This is a genomic window from Streptomyces sp. NPDC059037, from assembly GCF_042740015.1.
Taxonomy (GTDB): domain Bacteria; phylum Actinomycetota; class Actinomycetes; order Streptomycetales; family Streptomycetaceae; genus Streptomyces.
On the sequence record NZ_JBHYIG010000023.1, the window covers coordinates 15,916 to 36,023 of the forward strand.

Below are 20,108 nucleotides of genomic sequence, written 5' to 3' on the forward strand. Positions count from 1 at the left end.
GTACGTCATGTACGCCGTGTACGCCATGGGTCGCGCCGCGCGGTCCGGGGCGCCCTCCCAAAAGTGCCCTTCCCTGAAGGTGCCCTCCCAAAGGCGCCCCTAAGGGCGTTCAGTCCGCCACCGGCCCTTCCTCGTTCACCTCGTTCTCCCCGCCCGCCTGCTCCTCCCGTACGTTCCGCTGCCGCGAGCCCACCGACACGAGCACCCCCACCGCCGTGCCCGCGAGAGCCGCCGGCACCATCCACGCCCGGTTGAAGGAGTGGCCGAGCGCTTCGTCGACCGAGTACGCGCCGGGGCCCGTGATCGCGAGGGTGGCGGAGACCAGGCCCAGGAACGCCGGGTACTCATAGCCGCCGCCCATGCTGAAGAAGCCGTTGGGGGCGTGCACGGCGGTCGCTCCCGCCATGGCGCCCGCCGCCGCGGAACCGGCGGCCGGGGTCGCCAGGCCGAGCGCGAGGAGCACGCCGCCGCCCGCCTCGGAAAGGCCCGCGATCATGGCGTTCGCCTTGCCCGGCTTGTAGCCGATGGACTCCATGAACGCGCCGGTGCCTTCGATGCCGTGGCCGCCGAACCAGCCGAAGAGCTTCTGGGCGCCATGCGCGGCGAGCACGCCGCCCGTACCCACACGGAGCAGGAGCAGACCCAGGTCGCGGCGGTCGAAGCAGGAACTGGTCATGGCGGCGTCTCCTGGAGTGGGGGAGGGGGGCCGGGTACGGCTCCTCCTCCACCGTCCGCCAGAGCCGCCCCGCACACCCGGCTCGGTCGGCCGTACGAGTGACCCCGCCGCGTCCGGTGGCGCGCGGGCACGGCCGGTGTGACCGTGGGGCCATGAGCATTCAGGTAAACCGGCTCGGCGACCCCACGGTCCGGGCCTTCGTCACCGCGGTGAACGCCAACGACCGGGCCGCCTTCCAGGCCGTCCTCACGCCCGACGCGACCATGTCCGACGACGGTTCCGACCGGGACATCTCCGACTGGACCGAGCGCGAGATCTTCTCCTCCAACGGCCATATGGAGGTGGAGAACGAGTCGGACGGCGGGCGCACGCTGGTCGTCTCGTACCGCAATGACACGTGGGGCGAGATGCGCACGAAGTGGCGGTTCGATGTCGACGGCGGGAAGGTGTCCCGCTTCGAGACGGGCCAGGCCTGAGCCTCGCCCCGGAGGCAGGCTGCCGGGCCTGAGCCTCGCCCGGAGGCAGGCTGCCGGGCCTGACGTATCGGCAGGGCAACCGTTCCGCGCCCCGGTGCCGCCCGCCGCTCCCCGACGGGCATCACGGATCGGCACGGAGCGGCTGCCCTGCCCCCTCCCCCTTCACAGTGGCCTGTGGTGCCTCAGTGGCAGTTCTTGGCGCCGCTGTCGGCCGTCGTCCATGAGCAGGAGTCCTTGAGCGAGCCGCTCGGCCTGATGAGGCGGGCCTTGTCGCTGGTGTTGTTCCAGACGTACGAGCCGCGGCCCCAGTAGCGGACGCCCGAGGCGTCGGTGCCCTTGCCCGTGCGGACCTTGACGGTCTTGCCCGCGCCGATCTTGTAGCTGCCGAAGGTGTACGTGTAGCCGGTGTTGTCCTTCAGCTTGTAGCCCTTGAGCTGGATCGCCGAGCCGGAGTTGTTGTGGATGTTCACCCACTCCGCGTTCAGCGAGGAGTTGGTACGGCTGTCCCGGCCCGGACTGTCGTACTGGATGTAACCGAGGTGAAGCCCGCTCTGGTGGCGCGCGGCCGCGTTCGCCGGGGACACGGCGAGCAGCGAGGCCGACAGCGCGGCGGCGGCGAGGACGGCCGGGACCGCGGAACGTATGCGCAAGATGTGCTCCGAGTGTGCTCTGAATGTGGAGTTCTCGTGGAGGGCTCGCTGAGCATACTGGGCGCGATACGCGTAATTGACGTGGAGCGTCCTATTCCCTTTGTGCAGATGTTGGCCGACCGTGAGCGGCGGGTCACGGTCGGCCACTTGGGCGCGCGGTGTGCACGGTGCGCGCGGTGCGCTAACCCCGCCCGATGAACGGCATGTTCGTCGCGAGCACCGTCGCGAACTGCACATTCGCCTCCAGCGGCAGCTCCGCCATGTGCCGCACCGTCCGTGCCACGTCGGACACGTCCATCACGGGCTCGGGCATCAACTCCCCGTTGGCCTGCAGGATTCCGGACCGCATCCGCTCGGTCATGTCGGTCGCCGCGTTGCCGATGTCGATCTGGCCGCAGGCGATCCGGTAGGGGCGGCCGTCCAGGGAGAGGGACTTCGTCAGGCCGGTCAGCGCGTGCTTCGTCGCCGTGTACGCGATCGAGTGCGGGCGCGGGACCTGCGCCGAGATGGACCCGTTGTTGATGATCCGGCCGCCCTGCGGGTCCTGCTCCTTCATCTGCCGGAACGCCGCCTGCGCGCACAGGAACGCACCGTTGAGGTTCGTGTCGACGACGTGCCGCCAGGCGTCGTAGGGCAGCTCCTCGACCGGGACGCCGCCGGGGCCGAACGTGCCGGCGTTGTTGAAGAGGAGATCGAGGCGGCCGAAGTTCTCGCGTACGGACGAGAAGAGCGCGGCCACGTCCTGCGGCTCCGACACGTCGGTACGTACGCACAGGGGTGTACCCGAGGACGTGCCCTCAGGGGTAAGCGCCGCCGTCTCCTCCAGCGTCTCGATGCGGCGCCCCGCCAGCGCCACGGACCATCCCGCGCGCAGCAGTTCGACCGCGACGGACCTGCCGATCCCGGACCCCGCGCCGGTCACCACGGCCGTCTTCGTTTCCCCAGTTAGCTCTGCGTTCATGGCCCCGCAGCGTACGGGAGGGGTGTCCACGCGGACCTCATCCGCCCGCCATGTGGCTGTTGTGTACGCGACAGTCGGGCGTCGTCCCCCGCCACTTGCATGCCCCTGACAGCAATCGTCAGGGGAGGGCCAGATGACACCCGCAGGCCGGCACCACGCACCCGAACTCCAAGCTGCCGCCCGCCACTTGGGGCGCCGCCGCTTCCTCACCGTCACCGGCGCGGCGGCCGCGCTCGCCTTCGCCACCAACCTGCCGACGGCGGGCGCCGCGAGCGCCGCCGAGCTCGACGCGCGAAAGATCAACAAGGATCCGTTCACCCTCGGCGTCGCATCGGGTGACCCGCTGCCCGGCTCCGTCCTGCTCTGGACCCGCCTCGCCCCGTCCCCGTACGAACCGGGCAGCGGCCTGCCGGACGAGCGCGTCACCGTGCAGTGGGAGCTCGCCCACGACGCCCGCTTCCGCCGGATCGCCAGACGCGGATCGGTCACCGCGCACCCCGAGTTCAACCACTCCGTGCACGTCGAGGTGGACCACCTCGATGCCGGGCGCGGCTACTACTTCCGCTTCAAGGCCGGCCGGTGGATCAGCGACACCGGCCGCACCCGCACCGCGCCCGCCACCGGCAGCAAGGTGAGCGCCCTGACGCTCGCCGCGGTGTCCTGCCAGGCGTACCACGACGGCTACTACACCCCGTACAAACACCTGGCACAGGACGACGTCGACGTCGTCTTCCACCTGGGCGACTACCTCTACGAGTACGCGGTGAACGCGGTCGGCGGCGCCCGCAACTACACCGACCGCACGCTGCCCGCGCTCTACAACCGCGAGACGCAGACCCTTGAGGACTACCGACTGCGGTACGCCCTCTACAAGTCGGACCCCGATCTGCGCGCCGCGCACGCCGCGCACCCCTTCGTCGTCACCTGGGACGACCACGAGACCGAGAACAACTACGCGGGCGACCTCGACGAGAACGGCAACCCGCCCGCCGAGTTCCTCATCCGCCGCGCCGCCGCCTACCGCGCGTACTGGGAGAACCTGCCGCTGCGCAGCCCCCAGAAGCCGAGCGGCCCCGACCTCCAGCTCTACCGCCGCGTCAAGTGGGGGCGGCTCGCCCAGTTCGACATCCTGGACACCCGGCAGTACCGCTCCGACCAGGCGTACGGCGACAAGGCCCATGTCCCCGGACCGGAGACGGACGACCCGGCGCGCACCATCACCGGTGCCACGCAGGAGCGCTGGCTGATCGACGGCTGGCGCCGCTCGCAGGCCCTGTGGAACGTCGTGCCGCAGCAGGTCACCTTCTCCGAGCGGCGGCTCGACCTCAACGCCGATGCGAAGCTGTCGATGGACGCCTGGGACGGCTACCGCGCATCCCGGCAGCGGGTCCTCGACGGTGCGAAGTCCACCGGCATCGAGAACCTGATGGTGCTCACCGGTGACGTACACGTCGGGTACGCCTTCGACATCAAGGAGGACTTCGACGACCAGTCGTCCAGGAACGTCGGTACGGAGATCGTCGCGACGTCCGTCGCGAGCGGCAAGGACGGCGCCGAGAAGCCCGCGAACTGGGAGACCTACACCAAGGCCAACCCGCACATGAAGTTCTACAACGGGCGGCGCGGGTACGTGACCATCGGTCTTGGGCAGGAATCCGCGCGCGCCGATTTCAAGACCGTGTCCGCGGTGACGACGCCGGGAGCGCCGATCCGGACGGCAGCGTCTTTCGTGACGGAGGCAGGGAATCCGGGGCTGAAGCCCGTCTAAAGGCTCCGCTGGGAATCTGATGTCCGGCTGCGGGTTCGTCGTGGCTGGTCGCGCAGTTCCCCGCGCCCCTTCGGGGCTCGGATACGGGTGCGCTACTCGCCCGGGTAGCGCACCCCGATCCGCTCCCGCACCGCGTCCAGGGTCCGCATCACCGCGAGGGTGCCGTCGAGGGGGACGAGGGGGGACTCGGTGTCGCCGGCGCGCAGGCGGTGCATGACCTCGGCGGCCTCGTGCCGGAGGCTGTCGCGGGGGCCGTCATCGGGCGTGGCCGTGAACTCCTCGGGGTCGCGGCCGTCGCGGTGCAGCACGAAGCGGTCCGGGAAGAAGAAGCCGTACGGGATGTCGATGCGGCCCCGCGAGCCGGTGACGGAGGCGGTGACGGGGGTGCCCGCGTTGATGGAGCAGTGCAACACGGCGTGAGCACCGCTCTCCCACGAGAGCAGCATTCCCGTCTGGAGATCAACGCCCTCATCCGAGAGCGCTGCTCTCGCACTCACCCCCGACGGCTCCCCGAGCAGCAGCTGCGCGAACGACACCGGGTACACCCCGAGATCGAGCAGCGCGCCACCGCCCTGCGCCGGATCCCGAAGGCGGTGCGCGGGCGGGAAGGGCCCCGCGAGCCCGAAGTCGGCCTGCACGGTGCGCACTTCACCGATCGCACCGTCGTCGACGAGCGTCTTCAGCCGCCTGACCAGCGGATGGCAGTACATCCACATGGCCTCCATCAGGAACAGGCCGCGCCGCCTGGCCAGCGTGACCAGCTCCCGCGCCTCCCGCGCGTTCAGCGCGAACGCCTTCTCGCAGAGCACCGCACGACCGGCCTCCAGACAGAGCCCGGCCGCCGCCCGATGCGCCGAGTGCGGTGTCGCGACGTACACGACATCGACGTCCGTGTCCTCGGCGAGCGCGCCCCACTCGCCGTACGCGCGGGGTATCCCGAACCGCTCGGCGAACGCCTTCGCCGACGCGTCGGTGCGTGAGGCCACCGCCACGACCTCCGCGTCCGGCATGTCGAGCAGATGCGCCGTGAACGACGCGGCGATCCCGCCCGTCGCGAGGATGCCCCAGCGCACGGGCTCACGGTTGTCTTCCACCATTGGGGCCGCCCCTGTCCGTACCGCGCGGTACCGCGGAAATGGTCTCAACCAGCACAGCTGAGCTGAGAGCATAGGTAATCGCACGCCTAATCGGGAGGGAATCCGCATGCCGGAACACGGCAGCCGCACGACGGGAGGGGCCGAGGGTCCGCGCAGACGGCAGTCCGGAACGGCAGAGCCGAGCGCCTCCGGCGAGCAGGCCGCAGCGGGAGCCGTCGCCGGACCGGACAGTCCCGGACCGGACCGTCCCGGAACGGGTGGTCCCGCCGGGCGACGGCGGCACGTCCCGGCTCAGGGCTCCGCCCGATCCGCCCGATCCGCCCGACCCGCGCGGCCGGCCGGAGAGCCGAGCGGCTCGTCCCTCGTCGCCGACACACCCGGCCCGGAGCCCCACGCACCCGGCCTCGCCGCACGGCGCCGCACCGGCCTCCTCGTCACCCTCGCCCTCGGCGGGCTCACCGCGGTGCCGCCGCTCTCCATGGACATGTACCTCCCGGCCCTCCCGGAGGTCACCCGCTCGCTGCACACGTCCGCCGCGACCGCCCAGCTCACGCTCACCGGCTGCCTCGCCGGCATGGCGCTCGGGCAGCTGGCCGTCGGGCCGATGAGCGACAAGTGGGGGCGGCGCAGACCCCTGCTCATCGGCCTGTTCGTCTATGTCTTCGCCACCGCGATCTGCGCCTTCGCGCCCACCGCCGAACTCCTCATCGGATTCCGGCTGTTGCAGGGCCTCGCGGGCGCCGCGGGCATCGTCATCGCCCGCGCCATCGTGCGTGATCTCTACGACGGCGTGGAGATGGCCCGGTTCTTCTCCACCCTCATGCTGATCTCCGGGGTCGCCCCGGTCGTCGCGCCCCTCATCGGCGGCCAGGTCCTGCGCTTCACCGACTGGCGCGGCGTCTTCGCCGTCCTCACCGTCGTCGGCGTCGCCCTGACGGTCCTCGTCTGGCGGCGGCTCCCCGAGACGCTCGCCCCGGAGAAGCGGCACAGCGGCGGGACCGCCGAAGCCCTGCGCACCATGCGAGGACTGCTCGCCGACCGCGTCTTCACCGGCTACATGATCGCGGGCGGCTTCGCCTTCGCCGCGCTCTTCGCCTACGTCTCCGCGTCGCCGTTCGTCATCCAGGAGATCTACGGCGCGTCCCCGCAGACCTTCAGCCTGCTCTTCGGCGTCAACTCCGTCGGCCTGATCGTCGTCGGCCAGATCAACGGCAAGATCCTCGTCGGCCGGGTCAGCCTCGACAAGGCGCTCACCTTCGGCCTCACCGTCATCACCCTCGCGGCGGCCGCGCTCCTCCTGATGACCTCGGGCGTCTTCGGCGACGTCAGCCTGTTCCCCGTCGCCGCCGGGCTCTTCGTCCTGATGTCGGCGATGGGCCTCGCGATGCCCAACACCAACGCGCTCGCCCTGATGCGCACCCCGCACGCCGCGGGCTCGGCCTCCGCGCTGCTCGGCACGTCCTCCTTCCTCATCGGCGCGATCGCCTCACCGCTGGTGGGCATCGCCGGCGAGGCCACGGCCGTCCCGATGGCCCTGGTGCAGCTCGTCTGCGCCCTGGCGGCGATCGGCTGCTTCGTGGGACTGTGCCGACCCTGGCAGCGGACTACGCGGGGGGAGGCGGACCACTGACCGCGCCCCGTCTCCTGCGCCCCGGAACACCGGACCGCGCGGGACTCGACACGGATGAGATGACCCGTCTCGTACGAGAGGTGCGCGCCCTGACGCGCGGCGAGCGGCCCTGGTGCGCGGGCGCCGTGGTGCTCGCGGGACGCGGCCCGGTGATCGCCGTCGAGGAGGCCGCGGGATACGCGGTGCGCTACAGCGCTTACGACCCGGTGGCCGACGCGGGTGTCGAACTGCCGCCCGAGCAGCGGGTGCCGGCCCGCACCGACACGCCCTTCGACCTGGCCTCGCTGACCAAGCTGTTCACCACCGTCGCCGCCATGCAGCAGCTGGAGCGCGGCACGCTCGGCATCGACGCGCTGGTGTCGGCGTACCTCCCCGAGTTCACGGCGGCCGCCGAGCACCGGATCAGCGTGCGCCAGCTGCTCACCCACACCTCGGGCCTGCGCCCCGAACTCCCGCTGTACGCCTGCCCGGACGACCGGGCGCGGCTCGACGCCCTGCGCTCCGAGGCCCCCTCCGCCGAGCCGGGCACGCACGTCTACTCCGACCTGAACATGCTGCTCCTCCAGCACGTCCTTGAGCGCATCACCCGCCGCCCGCTCGACGTCCTCGTACGCGAGGGCATCACCCGGCCGCTCGGCATGGCGGCCACCGGCTTCGGGCCGCGCCCGGACGCGGCCGCCACCGAGGACCAGCGCACCCCCTGGGCCAAGGCCGACCGGGGGATGCTGCGGGGCGATGTGCACGACGAGAACGCCTGGGCGCTGGGCGGCGTCGCGGGCCACGCCGGGCTCTTCTCCACGGTGCGCGACCTCGCGGTGTTCTGCCGCGCGCTGCTGTGCGGCGGCTCCTACGGCACCGCGCGCATCCTCGGCCCGGACTTCGTGGAGCTGATGCTGGCGGCGCCGGGGCTCGGCTTCGGCCTCGACCAGGAGTGGTTCATGGGGTCTCTCGCGGGGCGCGGGGCGGCGGGGCACACGGGGTTTACGGGGACGTCCCTGGTCATGGACCCCGCGACGGACACCTTCCTGATCCTGCTCGCGAATACCGTGCATCCGCGCCGCCGGTCTGCCGACAGCGGGCCGCGGGCCCGGGCGGCCACCCGCCTCGCGCGGGCGGCGCGGTGACGCTCCGCTGCGGGGTGCGGTGATTCGCCTGCGGGCCCGGTGGGGGCTTGACGCGCAGCCCCTAAAGGGGCGCGTCCCGCCCTCGGGCGTCGAGTTCTCCGCCCCGGGCGTGCGGTGGACCATCTGCGGGCCCGGTGGGGGCTTGTCGCGCAGTTCCCCGCGCCCCTTCGGGGCCCGGTGAAGGCTTGTCGCGCCCGCGCGGCGGAGCCGCATATGTCACAGCCCCGCGCCCCTTCGGGGCGCGGGCGACGCCGGCCCATTCAAAAAAGGGGGGGGCCCCCCCGGCCCCGGGCCCCCCCCCCCGCCCCTTCGGGGCGCTCCCTCGCGGGCCGTAGAATCACCGGGTGAACCCCCCGATCTCCCAGGCCTCCCCCGCCGAAGCCCTGCGTGCCGCCCTCGCCGGGCTGCTTGACGGGCTGCCGCCGAAGCAGGCCGCGCAGGCCGTTGAGCGGCTGATCGCCAGTTATCGGGGGCGTACCCCTACCGACGCCCCGATTCTGCGTGACCGCGCGGATGTCGCCGCGTATGCCGCGTACCGGATGCCCGCGACCTTCGAGGCGGTGCGTTCCGTGCTCGGTGCTCTCGCGGACGCGGCGCCCGAAGGGTGGGTGCCCGGCAGTCATGTGGATGTCGGTGGTGGCACCGGCGCGGCGGTCTGGGCGGCGAACGCGACGTGGGGCGGTGAGCGGCCGGTGACGGTCCTTGACTGGGCCGAGCCCGCCCTTGCCCTGGGGCGTGAACTGGCGGCCGGGGTCCCGGAGTTGAAGGCGGTGCAGTGGCAGCGCTCTCGTATCGGAGCGGCGCTCAGCATCGAGAGCACTGATCTCGTCACGGTGTCGTACGTACTGAATGAGCTGACCGAGGCCGACCGGCGGGCCCTCGTGGACGCGGCGGCGGCAGCGGCACAGCAGGCCGTCGTCATCATCGAGCCCGGCACCCCCGACGGTTACGCACGCGTCATCGAGGCCCGCGACCGGCTGATCGCCGCGGGCTTCCGGATCGCCGCGCCCTGCCCGCACAGCGCCGCCTGCCCGATCGTGCCCGGCGCGGACTGGTGCCACTTCTCGGCGCGCGTCAGCCGCTCCTCCCTGCACCGGCAGGTCAAGGGCGGCTCATTGGCGTACGAGGACGAGAAGTTCAGCTATGTGGCGGCCGTCCGCTTCGACGCGGAGCCCGCGGCCAACCGCGTCGTGCGCAAGCCGCAGATCCGCAAGGGCCAGGTCCTGCTCGACCTGTGCGCGGCGGACGAGACGCTGGGCCGCGAGACGGTGACCAAGCGGCACGGCCCGCTGTACAAGGCGGCCCGCGACGCGGAGTGGGGCGACCCGTGGCCGCCCCACCAGGAGAGCTAGCCGGGAGTCACCCGCGCAGCTCCTGCGTGCAGCACTTCACGCTGCCGCCGCCCTTGAGCAGCTCGGTCAGATCCATGCCGATCGGTTCGTAGCCGCGGGCCCGCAGCGGCTCGAAGAGGCCGACCGCGGCCTGCGGGAGCAGGACGTGCAGGCCGTCCGACACCGCGTTGAGCCCCAGGGCCACCGCGTCCGGTTCCTCCGCGATCAGCGCGTGCGGGAAGAGCCGCCGCAGCACCGCCTGGCTGCCCGGTGAGAACGCCGGCGGGTAGTACATGACGTCGTTCGCCGCGTCGTCCAGGACGGCGAGCGCGGTGTCCAGGTGGTAGTAGCGGGGGTCGACGAGGTCGAGTCCGAGCACCGGGCGGCCGAAGAACTCCTGGGCCTCCCCGTGCGACAGCGGGCTGGCCCGGAAACCGCGGCCCGCAAGGACCCAGGAGGACGTGACGGCGAAGTCGCCCTCGCCCTCGTTGATGTGCACCGGTTCGTGGAGGTCCGTGAAGCCGTGCTCCCGGAACCACTCCAGGTGGGCCTCGGCCTCGGGTCCGCGCTCCGGGTGGGCGAAGCGGGCGCCGAGCACGCGTCCCTCGACGACGGTCGCGCCGTTCGCGGCGAAGACCATGTCCGGCAGGCCGGGACGCGGGGTGAGCTCTTCGACGGTGTGGCCGAGCGAGCGGTAGCGGTCGCGCAGGTCTTCCCACTGCGCGACGGCCAGTGGCACGTCGACGGGTTTGGAGGGGTCCATCCACGGATTGATGGAGTACGTGACCTTGAAGTGTGCCGGTGAGCACATCAGATAGCGCCGGGGTGTGGCGCGACGAGGAAAACGACTCAACGAGGGCTCCTCACGTACCGCGGTGGTCAGTTGGTGCTGCCTTCTGTGGGGCAGGTGCTGACCATGGTGCGGTGTGCGGAGCCCTCGCGCAGTGATCTGAACGGGTGGTTCGACAAGTGGTCACCCGGGGCGGGGGATGGTTAACACGCCATCCACGTCCCGGTCTCATGACCCGTCGTGCGCCGAGCGGCCTTCCTGGAGCTTGCGAAGGAGTTCACGCTTCTGCGCCTGCGGGCTGAGTCCGCCGCCGATCTGGCCGTCGCGGCCCGAGCCCCGCAGTGCCTTGCGGGACAGCTTCGAGCGCGTACCGCCGACGCCCAGCATGTTTCCTGCTCCACCTCGTGACATGTGCGTACCTCCGGATCGAGAGTTCCCTTGGCGAGACGCATCGTCTCGCCTCCTTGAATACTTTGAACGAGACGGTGCGTCTTGTCAAGGGCATTCGAGACGGTACGTCTCGCCTCGTTCGCTGCTACATTCGGAGACATGGCCACGAAATCCGCCCCTGACTCCACGCGCCGCAGCGAGCGCTCGCGCCGCGCCATCTATGACGCCGCCATGGACCTCGTCACCGAGGTCGGCTACGGCAAGCTCACCATCGAGGCGATCGCCGCCCGCGCGGGCGTCGGCAAGCAGACGATCTACCGCTGGTGGCCGTCCAAGGGCGCCGTCCTGCTCGACGCCTTCCTCGACCTCGGCGCACAGGCCACCCAGGAGGCGAGCGACGCGGCGGGCCACGAGACGACCCAGTACGAGATCCCGGACACCGGAGACCTGGAGACCGACCTCAAGAACGTCGTGCGGTCCACCATCGACGAGTTCAAGAACCCCAAGTACGACGCCCCTTGGCGCGCGCTCGCCGCCGAAGGCATGATCAACCCGGAGCTCAGCGCCGAGTACGTGGAGAAGCTCCTCGAACCCTCGCTCCAGCTCTTCGTGAAGCGCCTGGAGATCGCCAAGGAAGCCGGCCAGGTCGCCCCCCATGTGGACCCGCGCATCGCCCTGGAGCTGTGGAGCGGCCCGCTCGCCCAGCGCTGGCTGCAGCGCACCGGACCGCTCACCCACGAGTACGGCGACAAGCTCGTCGAGTACGCCCTCTACGGCATCGCGCCGCGCTGATCGCCCGCCGCGGTCAGTTGACCGGCCACCACGACTGCAGTCCGGCGGCGCTCACGCCCTTCACGCCCTTCACCGGCGTCCGCGCGAGCCGCCCCGGCGCGTCCGTGATCACGCCGTCGCAGCCGAGCCGCAGCGCCCGGTCGCGCTGCTTCGGGGTGGTCACCGTGTGCGCCCACACCCGCGGGACACCGGAGTTGACCGCGCGGACCAGGTCGCGGTCGCGCGCCTTGTGGTCCACGTCCAGCACGTCCACGAAGTCCGCCCAGCGCTCGGGCCGGTCGCCGAGCATCTGCTGCCTGGTGCGCCACAGCTGCGCGAGCAGGCCCATGCGGTGCGCGCGCAGCGCCACGGCCGGCTCGTTGGAGTTCACGAACACCGAGCGGGTCAGGCCGCGCGCCCGGATCAGCGCGCCGAGCGCGCGCAGACTGTGCGGGTCCTTCGCCTCCAGCATCAGCACGACCCGCCCGCCGAACCGGTCCAGGATCTCCGCGACCGTCGGCGGCCGCTCGGCACGCCAGCTGCCGGGCAGCGCCCGGCCCGGCCGCAGCCGGACGTCCCGCGACTCCCGCAGGGTGAGCGCCCGCACCGGCCCGGTGGACGTCGTCGTACGGTCCAGGGTCGCGTCGTGCATGGCGACCAGCGTGCCGTCGCGCAGCATCCGCGTATCGACGTCGATGACCTCGGCCGTGCCACGCTCGTAGGCCGCCATCAGGCCCGACATGCTGTTCTCCGGAACCTCCAGGGCGCCGCCCCGGTGTGCGGTGTAGGCGACGCGGGGGAGTGCCTTCACCGTCAGCGGGCCGCCGCCCCATTCCAGCGGGGCCAGCGGGCCGGTGGGTGCCGTGAGGGCCAGCGTGGTGAGGCTCGTGAGCCCCGTGAGTCCCGTGAGCACAGTCCTGGTGACCATGGCGAACACGGTAGGTCGGTATATCCCGTCTTCATACGCAATGACGCGCTATGTCACCCTGCGCCTTGCATCACCCCTGCTACCCCGGATGTGGGCTCTGGCCCCCCGAGGCGCAGGATGGTGCGACCATGGGAGAGGCTTCTCGGCACAAGTGTGAGGTGAGGGGATAGATGGGCGCGGAGTTCGGCCGCCGTTCCGGCGGGCAGAGCAGGATTTCCCAGTGGCTTCGCCGCCGCCCCCGTCCGCAGGACGCGGACGCGACGGGCGACGCGGCGGAGCGCGAAGCGCTGCTCGTCGCCGCCGCGGGGGCAGGGCTGCCGCTCTCGCCGGCCGCGCACCCTTCCGCGTACCGATGTTCCTGCGACCGCATCGGGTGTCCCACGCCCGCGCGGCATCCGCTCTCCTTCGCCTGGCAGACGCAGGCCACCACCGATCGTGCGCAGATCGAGCGCTGGGCAAGGCACCAGCCGCAGGCCAACTTCATCACCGCCACGGGGATGGTGCACGACGTCCTCGACGTCCCGCTGGCCGCCGGACGCGCGGCCCTGGAGCGGCTGCTCGCCGAGGGCATCGACGTGGGGCCGGTCGCCGAGTCCGACGGCGTCATGGACGAGGGGCGGATGCTCTTCTTCACGCTCACCCGCGGCACCCCCGAGGACGAGGACGAGTGGTGGCCCTGCGAGCTGGACTGCCACCCCGAGACGACGAACGAACACCCGGGCTTCCGGTGGCACTGCCGCGGGTCGTACGTCCTGGTGCCGCCCGCGCGGCTGCCGGGTGATCTCGCGGTCCGCTGGATCCGGGGCCCCGAGCACGCGCTGCCGGATCCGCTGACGCTGCTCGAGGCCCTCACGGACGCATGCGCCCGGGTCGCGGGCGAGCCCCAACACGACGTGGCCGCCTGGCCGTTGAGGGGCTGACACCCCCAACGGGCAGACGCCCGCAACAGGCAGACGCCCGCCCGCTACTCGCCCTTGGCGCCGGTCAGGCCCTGGATGCGGCTCAGGAAGGCCACCGGCTCCGAACCCGCCGGGTCGACGACGAGCTGGTTGGAGACGCGCTCCAGCGTCACCGACTGCTTGACCTCGCCCTTCATCAGGGGCTTCACATCGGCGTCGACGGTGAGGTCGACGCCCTTCGCGGCGGTCTGCTTCTCGTAGTGGTGCGTCGCGAAGAAGACCATCGCCCCGCCGTCCTTGGTCCGCAGGCCCACCGGCGCGAACGTGCCGGCGTTCTGCGGCTCGTCGATGTACTGGACGGCGATGCCCCGGCGCTTGGTGTTCTTGTCGCGGAACGCCTTCCACGTCGACGTGTGATCGCCCGGCGCGAACGTGTCGCCACCCGACTTCAGATACGTCACGTACTCCTCGCCGAGATTCCTCGGCGCCACCGCGAGACCCGGAGCACCCGCCTCGACCGGCTCGGCCCAGCCGTCCTTGTCCTTCTTCAGCTCAGGGACCTTCCCGGGCGCCACCAGGTTCAGATAGGACGCCTCCCACAGCTGGTCCTTGCCGCCCTTGGTGAAGACGAGCACCCAGCGCAGATCGCCCCGCCGGTTGGACTTCGTGTCCGCGACGAACCACCGCGGCCAGCCGGCCTTCTTGGGGATCGCGAACTTCGCGTCCGTCAGCTCCAGCGGCACATGCTTGGGGTTGCCGCCCGGGTTCTGCGCGCCCCGCGACTTCAGGCCCGCCTGGTTGATGGCGCTCAGCGGGCCCGTGACACGGGCCGCGTCCAGGGCGGGGTCGTACGCCTTCTCCGCCTTGTTGTACGCGGTGAGGAAGTCCTCCAGCGCCCGCTCGGCCTCAGCCTTCGTCGCCGACGGGACGACTTCCCGCTCCCCGTGCACCGTCACGCAGCCGCTCGCCGTCACGGTCAGTACGGTCACCGACGACGCCACCATCGCGTACCGGACCGGCCGCCGTGCCCGACCCCGCATCGGAGTGCGCGACATCGGGGTGCGCTGCCTTGGAAGCCTGCTCATGCGTTGCGTTCACCTTCCCCTTCCCGGGCCCGAACCCTACCGGGGCGAAGAAGAACGCGAGCGTCGGGATCAGGTACAGCAGCCACACCGTGACCTGGGCGACCGTCGGGTCGGGCTGGAAGTTGAAGATGCCCTTCAGGAGCGTGCCGTACCAGCTGTCCGGAGGGATCGTCGCGCTGATGTCGAACGCCTTGTCCCGCAGGCCGCCGAGGAACTCCGCCTCCTGCAGGTCGTGCACGCCGTACGCGAGGACGCCCGCCGCCACGACCACCAGCATGGCGCCGGTCCAGGTGAAGAACTTCGCCAGGTTGATGCGGACCGTGCCCTTGTAGAACAGCCAGCCAAGCGCGATCGCGGTGGCAAGGCCGAGGAGCACGCCGATCAGCGGCCCCGGCGTGCCGTCGCCCGATGCCCGCACCGAGGCCCACACGAACAGCGCCGTCTCCAGGCCCTCGCGGCCCACGGCGAGGAACGCCGTGGCGACCAGCGCACCCGTGCCCATCTGCAGGGCCGCGTCCAGCTTGCCGTGCAGCTCGGCCTTGAGATGACGGGCCGTACGCCGCATCCAGAAGACCATCCACGTCACGAGCGCCACGGCGAGGATCGACAGCGAACCGCCCAGCGCCTCCTGCGCCTTGAACGTCAGTTCCTGCGAACCGAACGTCAGCGCGCAGCCGAAGCCGAACGCGATGGCGCACGCGACACCGATGCCGACCCAGATGGGCCGCAGCGCGTCGCGGCGCTCCGTCTTCACCAGATAGGCGATGAGGATGCAGACGACCAGGCTGGCCTCAAGGCCTTCGCGCAGGCCGATCAGATAGTTGCCGAACATGAGTCAGTCAGTTCCCCTCAGCTGAACAGTGCCCGGCCCCACCAGTCGTCCTTGTCGCGGACGCCCGGCGGGATCGCGAAGACCGCTGAACCCACGTGCTGGATGTACTCGTTGAGAACGTCGGCGCGCGCCAGGCTGCGCTGCACCGGAATGAAGCCCGTGCGGACGTCCTTCTGGTACGCGAGGAAGAAGAGCCCCGCGTCCAGGCGGCCCAGGCCGTCGGTGCCGTCCGTGAAGGAGTAGCCGCGGCGCAGGATCGTCGCACCGTCGTTGCTGTCCGGGTGCGCGAGCCGTACATGCGCCTCGGGCTTCATCGCCTTCAGGAACGGCTCGTCGTGCTCCTTGGCCTTGCCGACCGGGGCGCCCTCGCGCTTGTCGCGCCCGAAGATGTCCTCCTGCTCACCGAGCGGAGTACGGTCCCAGGTCTCGACGTTCATCCGGATGCGGCGCGCGACGAGGTAGGAACCGCCGGCCATCCACTCCGGCCCCTCCTTCTCGCCCACCCAGACATGCTTGGCGAGCGCGGAGTTGTCCTCGCCCGAGACGTTGCGGGTGCCGTCCTTGAACCCGAAGAGGTTGCGCGGCGTCTGCGCGCCCGGCGTCGTCGACGACGTCTTGCCGAAGCCGAGCTGCGACCAGCGCACCGCGACCTTGCCGAAGCCGAGGCGGGCGAGATTGCGGATCGCGTGCACGGCGACCTGCGGGTCGTCCGCGCAGGCCTGTACGCAGATGTCGCCGCCGCCACGGGACTTGTCGAGGTTGTCGCCGGGGAACTTGGGCAGATCGACCAGGGCTTCGGGCCGCCGGTCCTTGAGCCCGAACTTCTCGAAGAGGCTCGGACCGAAGCCGATCGTGAGCGTGAGCCGGGACGGCTTGAGGCCGAGCGCCTCACCGGTGTCGTCCGGCGGCGCCTCGGCGAGACCGCCGTAGGCGCCCTCGCCGACCTCGTGCCCCGCCGTCATCCGCGCGGCGGCCTTCGTCCAGTCCTTGAGGAGCTGCACGAACTGCTCGCGGTCGTCCGTCTTCACGTCGAACGCGGCGAAGTGAAGCCGGTCCTGGACGGCCGTGGCGATGCCCGCCTGGTGCCTGCCGTGGAAGGCGACCGCGCCGCCCGCCGACGCCGCGGGCACGGTCTCGTCACCGGACCGCGCCACCGCCGCCACGCCGCCCGTGACCGCGGCACCGAGCGCGAGCCCGGCGCCGCCCCAGCCGAGGAGTGAACGCCGGGAAGGGGAGGCGGAGTTGGTGTCCTCGTCCGGTATGGACGCACTGTCGGTGCCGTTCGTGATCTCAGTCATCGCTCGGTTCCCCCTTTGCCTCTGCCCTTGCCCCTACTTGGACTTGCCGACGACGGCGGCGGCCAGCTTCGACAGCGGCTCCGCGAGGGCGTTGACGCCGTTCTGCAGCTCCTTGACGTCCGCCTTGCCGAGCTTGTCGTACGACGTGAAGGTGTACGAGTCCTTGCCGCCGCCCGTGCGGTACTTGCCGAGCAGCTTGTCCAGGGCCGCGAACTGCTTGTCGAGCTCCTTGGTGAGCGCCGGGTCGTTCTCGGACGCGACGGCCTTCAGCAGTCCGTACGCCTTCTCGGCACCCTCGACGTTCGCCTTGAAGTCGACGAGGTCGGTGTGCGAGTAGCGCTCCTCCTCGCCGGTGACCTTGCCGGTGGCGACCTCGTCGAGGAGCTCCTTGGCGCCGTTGGCCATGGAGGTCGGGGTGATCACGGCCTTGCCGACACGGTTCTGCCAGTCCTTGAGGTCCTTGTCCAGCCGGGTGGCGAGCTCCTTGTCGCGCTCGCCGAGCTTCTTGTCCTTCCACAGGGACCGCTCCAGACGGTGCCAGCCCGTCCAGTCCTTCTCCAGGTCCTGGTCGTCCGCCAGACCGTCCTCGCGGAGGTCGACCTTCGGGTCGATGTCACCGAAGGACTCGGCGACCGGCTCGGTGCGCTCCCAGCCGATGCGGGAGTTGGCGTACGCCTTCTTCGCGGCCTCGATGTCGCCCTTGCGGACGGCGTCGGTGAAGAGCTTCACCTTGGGCAGCGTCGCGTCGGCCTGCTCCTGCGCGTAGGCGCGGTAGTCGGCGACGGCCTTGTCCAGGCGCGGGTCGCGCTTGACGGCCTTGCCGCCGCTGACGGTGACCTTCTGGCGGATGCCGTCGCCCTTCATGCCCGGCTTGCAGGCGATCTGGTACGAACCGGACTTCACCTCGGCGGTCAGCTTCTGCTTGGTGCCGGGGCCGATGTTCTCGCGCTCGCTGACGATGCGGTCGTCGGGGAAGAGGAGGTAGACCTCGGTGACCTTGGAGCCCTTGTTCTCGATGGCGAGCTCGACGTGCCCGGCGGAGAGCTTGGTCTTGGAGACCTCGCACTTCGTGTCGGTGGCGGTCACCTCGACGGTGTTCCCGCCGCCGCCCTTGGCGTCGCTTTTCTCGGTGCAGCCCGTGACGGCGGTGAGCGCTGCTGCTGCGGCGATGGCAGTGGCGGCGGAGAGGCGGACGGGGCGCATAGGGGCTCCAAGACGGTTCACGGACGGTTCCGGGGTGCCGGTGAGGCGGACCTAACTTAACTGAGCCTTACCTGGTCGATACCCAGCCGTTCCGTGATTCACCTCTCAGTGTTCGGCGGTGCTTACGGGGGTGTCACGGTGGGGTGATGGGGGCTTCATGGGGTGGCAAAGCGCGGGTCAAGGAGTTGATCACCGGCTCTGCCGAGTCCGTCATCAGAGGCCGGACGGGATGACTCTTCAGCCCCGCACCGGAGTCACGAGCGGAGCCCCCGTACGGGGATGCGGGAACACCTCCACCGGCTGGCGGTAGACCTTGCTCAGGAGCTCCCCGGTGAACGCCTCGCCCGGAGGGCCCTCCGCGGCCACCGCCCCGCCGCGCAACACCACCGCCCGGTCCGCGTACGCCGCCGCGAGCCCCAGGTCATGCAGGACCACGACCACCGCGTCCCCCGCGGCGGCCCGCTCCCGGCAGATCCGCAGGACCAGCTCCTGGTGGCGAAGATCCAGTGCCGCCGTCGGCTCGTCGAGCAGAAGGAGTGGTGCCCGCTGGGCCAGGACCCGGGCCAGCGCGACCCGCGCCCGCTCGCCCCCGCTCAGCGCGGAGAAGGAACGGGCGGCGAACTCGCCGACCTCCGTCGCGGCCATCGCCTCATGTACGACCCGGTCGTCGTCGTCCTCCAGGGCCGTCCCCGCCCAGGGCGCGCGCCCCATGCAGACGACGTCCTCCACCGCGAACGGAAAGGACAGCGCGGCCGCCTGCGGCAACACCGCACGCCGCAGGGCGAGTTCTCGGGCCGGCCACTGGGCGACCGGGCGCCCGCAGACGCGCACACTCCCCTCGTCCGCCGCGATGTCCGCCGCCAGGGCCGCCAACAGGGTTGATTTACCTGCCCCGTTGGGCCCGACGAGGGCCAGCACCTCGCCCGCCCGCGCGGTGAGGGACACCCCGGCGAGCACCTCGCGCCCCCCGAGCCGCACCCGCAGGTCCGAAACCTCCGCGAGCGCATCACCAGGGGAGACCGGCCCCGGCAGGACACGCCCGCCGCCGGAGGAGAACAGCCGGTGGGCGATCCGCCCGATCATGCCCAACCCCCTTGCCTGCGACGGGTCCTGCGCAACAGCCAGAAGAAGAACGGGCTGCCGAAGAGCGCCGTGAGCACCCCCAGCGGCAGCTCGGCCGGCGCCGCGACCGTACGCGCCGCCAGGTCCGCGCCGACCAGCACCACCGCCCCGCCCAGCGCACTGCCCGGCACCAGGAAGCGGTGCCCGGGGCCCGCCGCCATCCGCAGCAGATGCGGCACGAGCAGCCCCACGAACGTGATGATCCCGGCGACGGCCACCGCGGCCGCGGTCAGCAGCGCCACCACGAGAACCAGCACGAGCCGCAGCCGCTCGACGTCGACCCCCAGATGCCGCGCGGGTCGCTCGCCGAGCGCGAGGAGGTCCAACTTCCGTGCGTACAGCGGCGCGAGCGCAAGTCCGGCCACCGCGCACGGCAGCACGGCGAGCACCTTCGGCCAGGTCGCACCGGCGAGCGAGCCGAGCTGCCAGAACGTGATCTGGGTGATCTGCGCGTTGTCCGCGAAGAAGATGCAGAGCCCGATCAGCGCCCCCGCGAAGGCGTTCACGGCGATCCCGGTGAGGATGAGCGTGACGACCTCTGTGCGCCCGCCGTCGCGCGAGAGCACGTACACGAGAAGGACGGTCGCGAGCCCGGCGACGAACGCGCACACCGTCACCGTCCAGTTCCCGAAGAAGCTCAGCCCGAGCGCGATCGACGCGACCGCGCCGACGGCCGCGCCCGCCGATATCCCGATGACCCCCGGCTCGGCGAGCGGATTCCCGAACACGCCCTGCATCAGCGCCCCGGCGCACCCCAGCGACCCGCCGACCAGCAGGGCGAGCGTCACCCGTGGCAGCCGCACGTTCCACAGCACGCTCTCCCCGACCCGGTCGAGCGCACTCCCGCCGAGCCCCATCCGATGCCGGACCGAACTGAGGACGTCCCCGAGCGGGATGTCGTACGCACCGATTCCGGCGGAGAGGAGGCAGAGGAGAACGAGTACGCCGATGAGACCGAGGGTCAGGAGGAAGGGCGCGCTGCGCTTGGAGGTCCCGCCCTCGTTGTGGGCAGGCGTTCCGCAGGGCGGAACGGGTGGGCACAACGCCTCACCTCCGGGTACGGATGAAGCGGCCTTG

20 protein-coding genes are annotated in these 20,108 nt (G+C 71.2%); 7 read left to right on the top strand and 13 right to left on the bottom strand.

Annotation, left to right across the window (positions count from 1 at the left end; translation table 11 throughout):
* Window positions 1–109 precede the first annotated feature (109 nt).
* A complete protein-coding gene (locus tag ACFWY6_RS07755; protein ID WP_384687347.1) occupies window positions 110–676 on the bottom strand; it encodes a DoxX family protein in 567 nt (188 codons plus the stop codon).
* A 152-nt stretch (window positions 677–828) separates the two neighbouring features.
* On the opposite strand from ACFWY6_RS07755, the gene ACFWY6_RS07760 reads away from it, so the two are divergent.
* Window positions 829–1,152, top strand: coding sequence for a nuclear transport factor 2 family protein (locus tag ACFWY6_RS07760; RefSeq protein WP_384687348.1), 324 nt, complete (start codon window positions 829–831; stop codon window positions 1,150–1,152).
* A 182-nt stretch (window positions 1,153–1,334) separates the two neighbouring features.
* Here ACFWY6_RS07760 and ACFWY6_RS07765 read toward each other — a convergent pair whose 3' ends face one another.
* Together ACFWY6_RS07765 and ACFWY6_RS07770 are read right to left on the bottom strand one after the other, a co-directional pair.
* Window positions 1,335–1,802, bottom strand: coding sequence for a lamin tail domain-containing protein (locus ACFWY6_RS07765; protein ID WP_384687349.1), 468 nt, complete (start codon window positions 1,800–1,802; stop codon window positions 1,335–1,337).
* A 181-nt stretch (window positions 1,803–1,983) separates the two neighbouring features.
* Window positions 1,984–2,763 (bottom strand): SDR family oxidoreductase, encoded by a 780-nt coding sequence (locus tag ACFWY6_RS07770; protein WP_384687350.1) that lies wholly within the window; start codon window positions 2,761–2,763, stop codon window positions 1,984–1,986.
* 133 nt (window positions 2,764–2,896) lie between these two features.
* On the opposite strand from ACFWY6_RS07770, the gene ACFWY6_RS07775 reads away from it, so the two are divergent.
* A complete protein-coding gene (locus ACFWY6_RS07775) occupies window positions 2,897–4,531 on the top strand; it encodes an alkaline phosphatase D family protein (RefSeq protein WP_384687351.1) in 1,635 nt (544 codons plus the stop codon).
* Between the two features lie 92 nt (window positions 4,532–4,623).
* Here the strand turns inward: ACFWY6_RS07775 and ACFWY6_RS07780 are convergent, their stop codons facing one another.
* A complete protein-coding gene (locus ACFWY6_RS07780) occupies window positions 4,624–5,628 on the bottom strand; it encodes a Gfo/Idh/MocA family protein (RefSeq protein WP_384687352.1) in 1,005 nt (334 codons plus the stop codon).
* Window positions 5,629–5,734: 106 nt separating this feature from the next.
* Here ACFWY6_RS07780 and ACFWY6_RS07785 point away from each other — a divergent pair, with 106 nt between their 5' ends.
* The 3 genes from ACFWY6_RS07785 (at window position 5,735) to ACFWY6_RS07795 (ending at window position 9,734) form a co-directional block, all read left to right on the top strand.
* Entirely contained in the window at window positions 5,735–7,258 is a 1,524-nt protein-coding gene (locus tag ACFWY6_RS07785) for a Bcr/CflA family efflux MFS transporter (protein WP_384687353.1), read from the top strand.
* A complete protein-coding gene (locus ACFWY6_RS07790; RefSeq protein WP_384687354.1) occupies window positions 7,213–8,382 on the top strand; it encodes a serine hydrolase domain-containing protein in 1,170 nt (389 codons plus the stop codon). The genes ACFWY6_RS07785 and ACFWY6_RS07790 overlap by 46 nt, the downstream gene beginning before the upstream one ends.
* A 344-nt stretch (window positions 8,383–8,726) precedes the next feature.
* Window positions 8,727–9,734 (top strand): small ribosomal subunit Rsm22 family protein, encoded by a 1,008-nt coding sequence (locus ACFWY6_RS07795; RefSeq protein ID WP_384687355.1) that lies wholly within the window; start codon window positions 8,727–8,729, stop codon window positions 9,732–9,734.
* A 7-nt stretch (window positions 9,735–9,741) separates the two neighbouring features.
* Here the strand turns inward: ACFWY6_RS07795 and ddaH are convergent, their stop codons facing one another.
* Both ddaH and ACFWY6_RS07805 read right to left on the bottom strand, forming a co-directional pair.
* Complete coding sequence (ddaH, locus tag ACFWY6_RS07800) at window positions 9,742–10,566, bottom strand: dimethylargininase (RefSeq protein ID WP_384687356.1); 825 nt, start codon at window positions 10,564–10,566, stop codon at window positions 9,742–9,744.
* A 165-nt stretch (window positions 10,567–10,731) separates the two neighbouring features.
* A complete protein-coding gene (locus ACFWY6_RS07805; RefSeq protein WP_266867620.1) occupies window positions 10,732–10,914 on the bottom strand; it encodes a DUF6243 family protein in 183 nt (60 codons plus the stop codon).
* A 138-nt stretch (window positions 10,915–11,052) separates the two neighbouring features.
* Between ACFWY6_RS07805 and ACFWY6_RS07810 the strand changes: the two genes are divergently transcribed.
* A complete protein-coding gene (locus ACFWY6_RS07810) occupies window positions 11,053–11,685 on the top strand; it encodes a TetR/AcrR family transcriptional regulator (protein ID WP_384687357.1) in 633 nt (210 codons plus the stop codon).
* A 13-nt stretch (window positions 11,686–11,698) separates the two neighbouring features.
* On the opposite strand, the gene ACFWY6_RS07815 is transcribed toward ACFWY6_RS07810, so the two are convergent.
* Entirely contained in the window at window positions 11,699–12,592 is an 894-nt protein-coding gene (locus tag ACFWY6_RS07815; RefSeq protein WP_384687358.1) for a glycerophosphodiester phosphodiesterase, read from the bottom strand.
* Window positions 12,593–12,762: 170 nt separating this feature from the next.
* On the opposite strand from ACFWY6_RS07815, the gene ACFWY6_RS07820 reads away from it, so the two are divergent.
* Entirely contained in the window at window positions 12,763–13,512 is a 750-nt protein-coding gene (locus ACFWY6_RS07820; protein ID WP_384687359.1) for a bifunctional DNA primase/polymerase, read from the top strand.
* A 44-nt stretch (window positions 13,513–13,556) separates the two neighbouring features.
* On the opposite strand, the gene ACFWY6_RS07825 is transcribed toward ACFWY6_RS07820, so the two are convergent.
* The 6 genes from ACFWY6_RS07825 to ACFWY6_RS07850 form a co-directional block, all read right to left on the bottom strand.
* The gene (locus ACFWY6_RS07825) at window positions 13,557–14,495 is read right to left on the bottom strand and encodes a hypothetical protein (protein WP_384687384.1); all 939 of its coding nucleotides are present in this window, start codon (window positions 14,493–14,495) and stop codon (window positions 13,557–13,559) included.
* Window positions 14,398–15,408, bottom strand: a complete 1,011-nt coding sequence (efeU, locus tag ACFWY6_RS07830; protein WP_384687360.1) for an iron uptake transporter permease EfeU — start codon at window positions 15,406–15,408, stop codon at window positions 14,398–14,400. Before efeU ends, ACFWY6_RS07825 begins: the two co-directional genes overlap by 98 nt.
* A 17-nt stretch (window positions 15,409–15,425) precedes the next feature.
* Window positions 15,426–16,706 (bottom strand): iron uptake transporter deferrochelatase/peroxidase subunit, encoded by a 1,281-nt coding sequence (gene efeB, locus ACFWY6_RS07835; protein ID WP_384687361.1) that lies wholly within the window; start codon window positions 16,704–16,706, stop codon window positions 15,426–15,428.
* A 33-nt stretch (window positions 16,707–16,739) separates the two neighbouring features.
* On the bottom strand, window positions 16,740–17,909 hold the full coding sequence (gene efeO / locus ACFWY6_RS07840) for an iron uptake system protein EfeO (protein ID WP_384687362.1): 1,170 nt from the start codon (window positions 17,907–17,909) through the stop codon (window positions 16,740–16,742).
* 237 nt (window positions 17,910–18,146) lie between these two features.
* The gene (locus ACFWY6_RS07845) at window positions 18,147–18,992 is read right to left on the bottom strand and encodes a heme ABC transporter ATP-binding protein (protein WP_384687363.1); all 846 of its coding nucleotides are present in this window, start codon (window positions 18,990–18,992) and stop codon (window positions 18,147–18,149) included.
* Window positions 18,989–20,074, bottom strand: a complete 1,086-nt coding sequence (locus ACFWY6_RS07850; protein ID WP_384687364.1) for a FecCD family ABC transporter permease — start codon at window positions 20,072–20,074, stop codon at window positions 18,989–18,991. Before ACFWY6_RS07850 ends, ACFWY6_RS07845 begins: the two co-directional genes overlap by 4 nt.
* Between the last annotated feature and the right edge of the window lie 34 nt (window positions 20,075–20,108).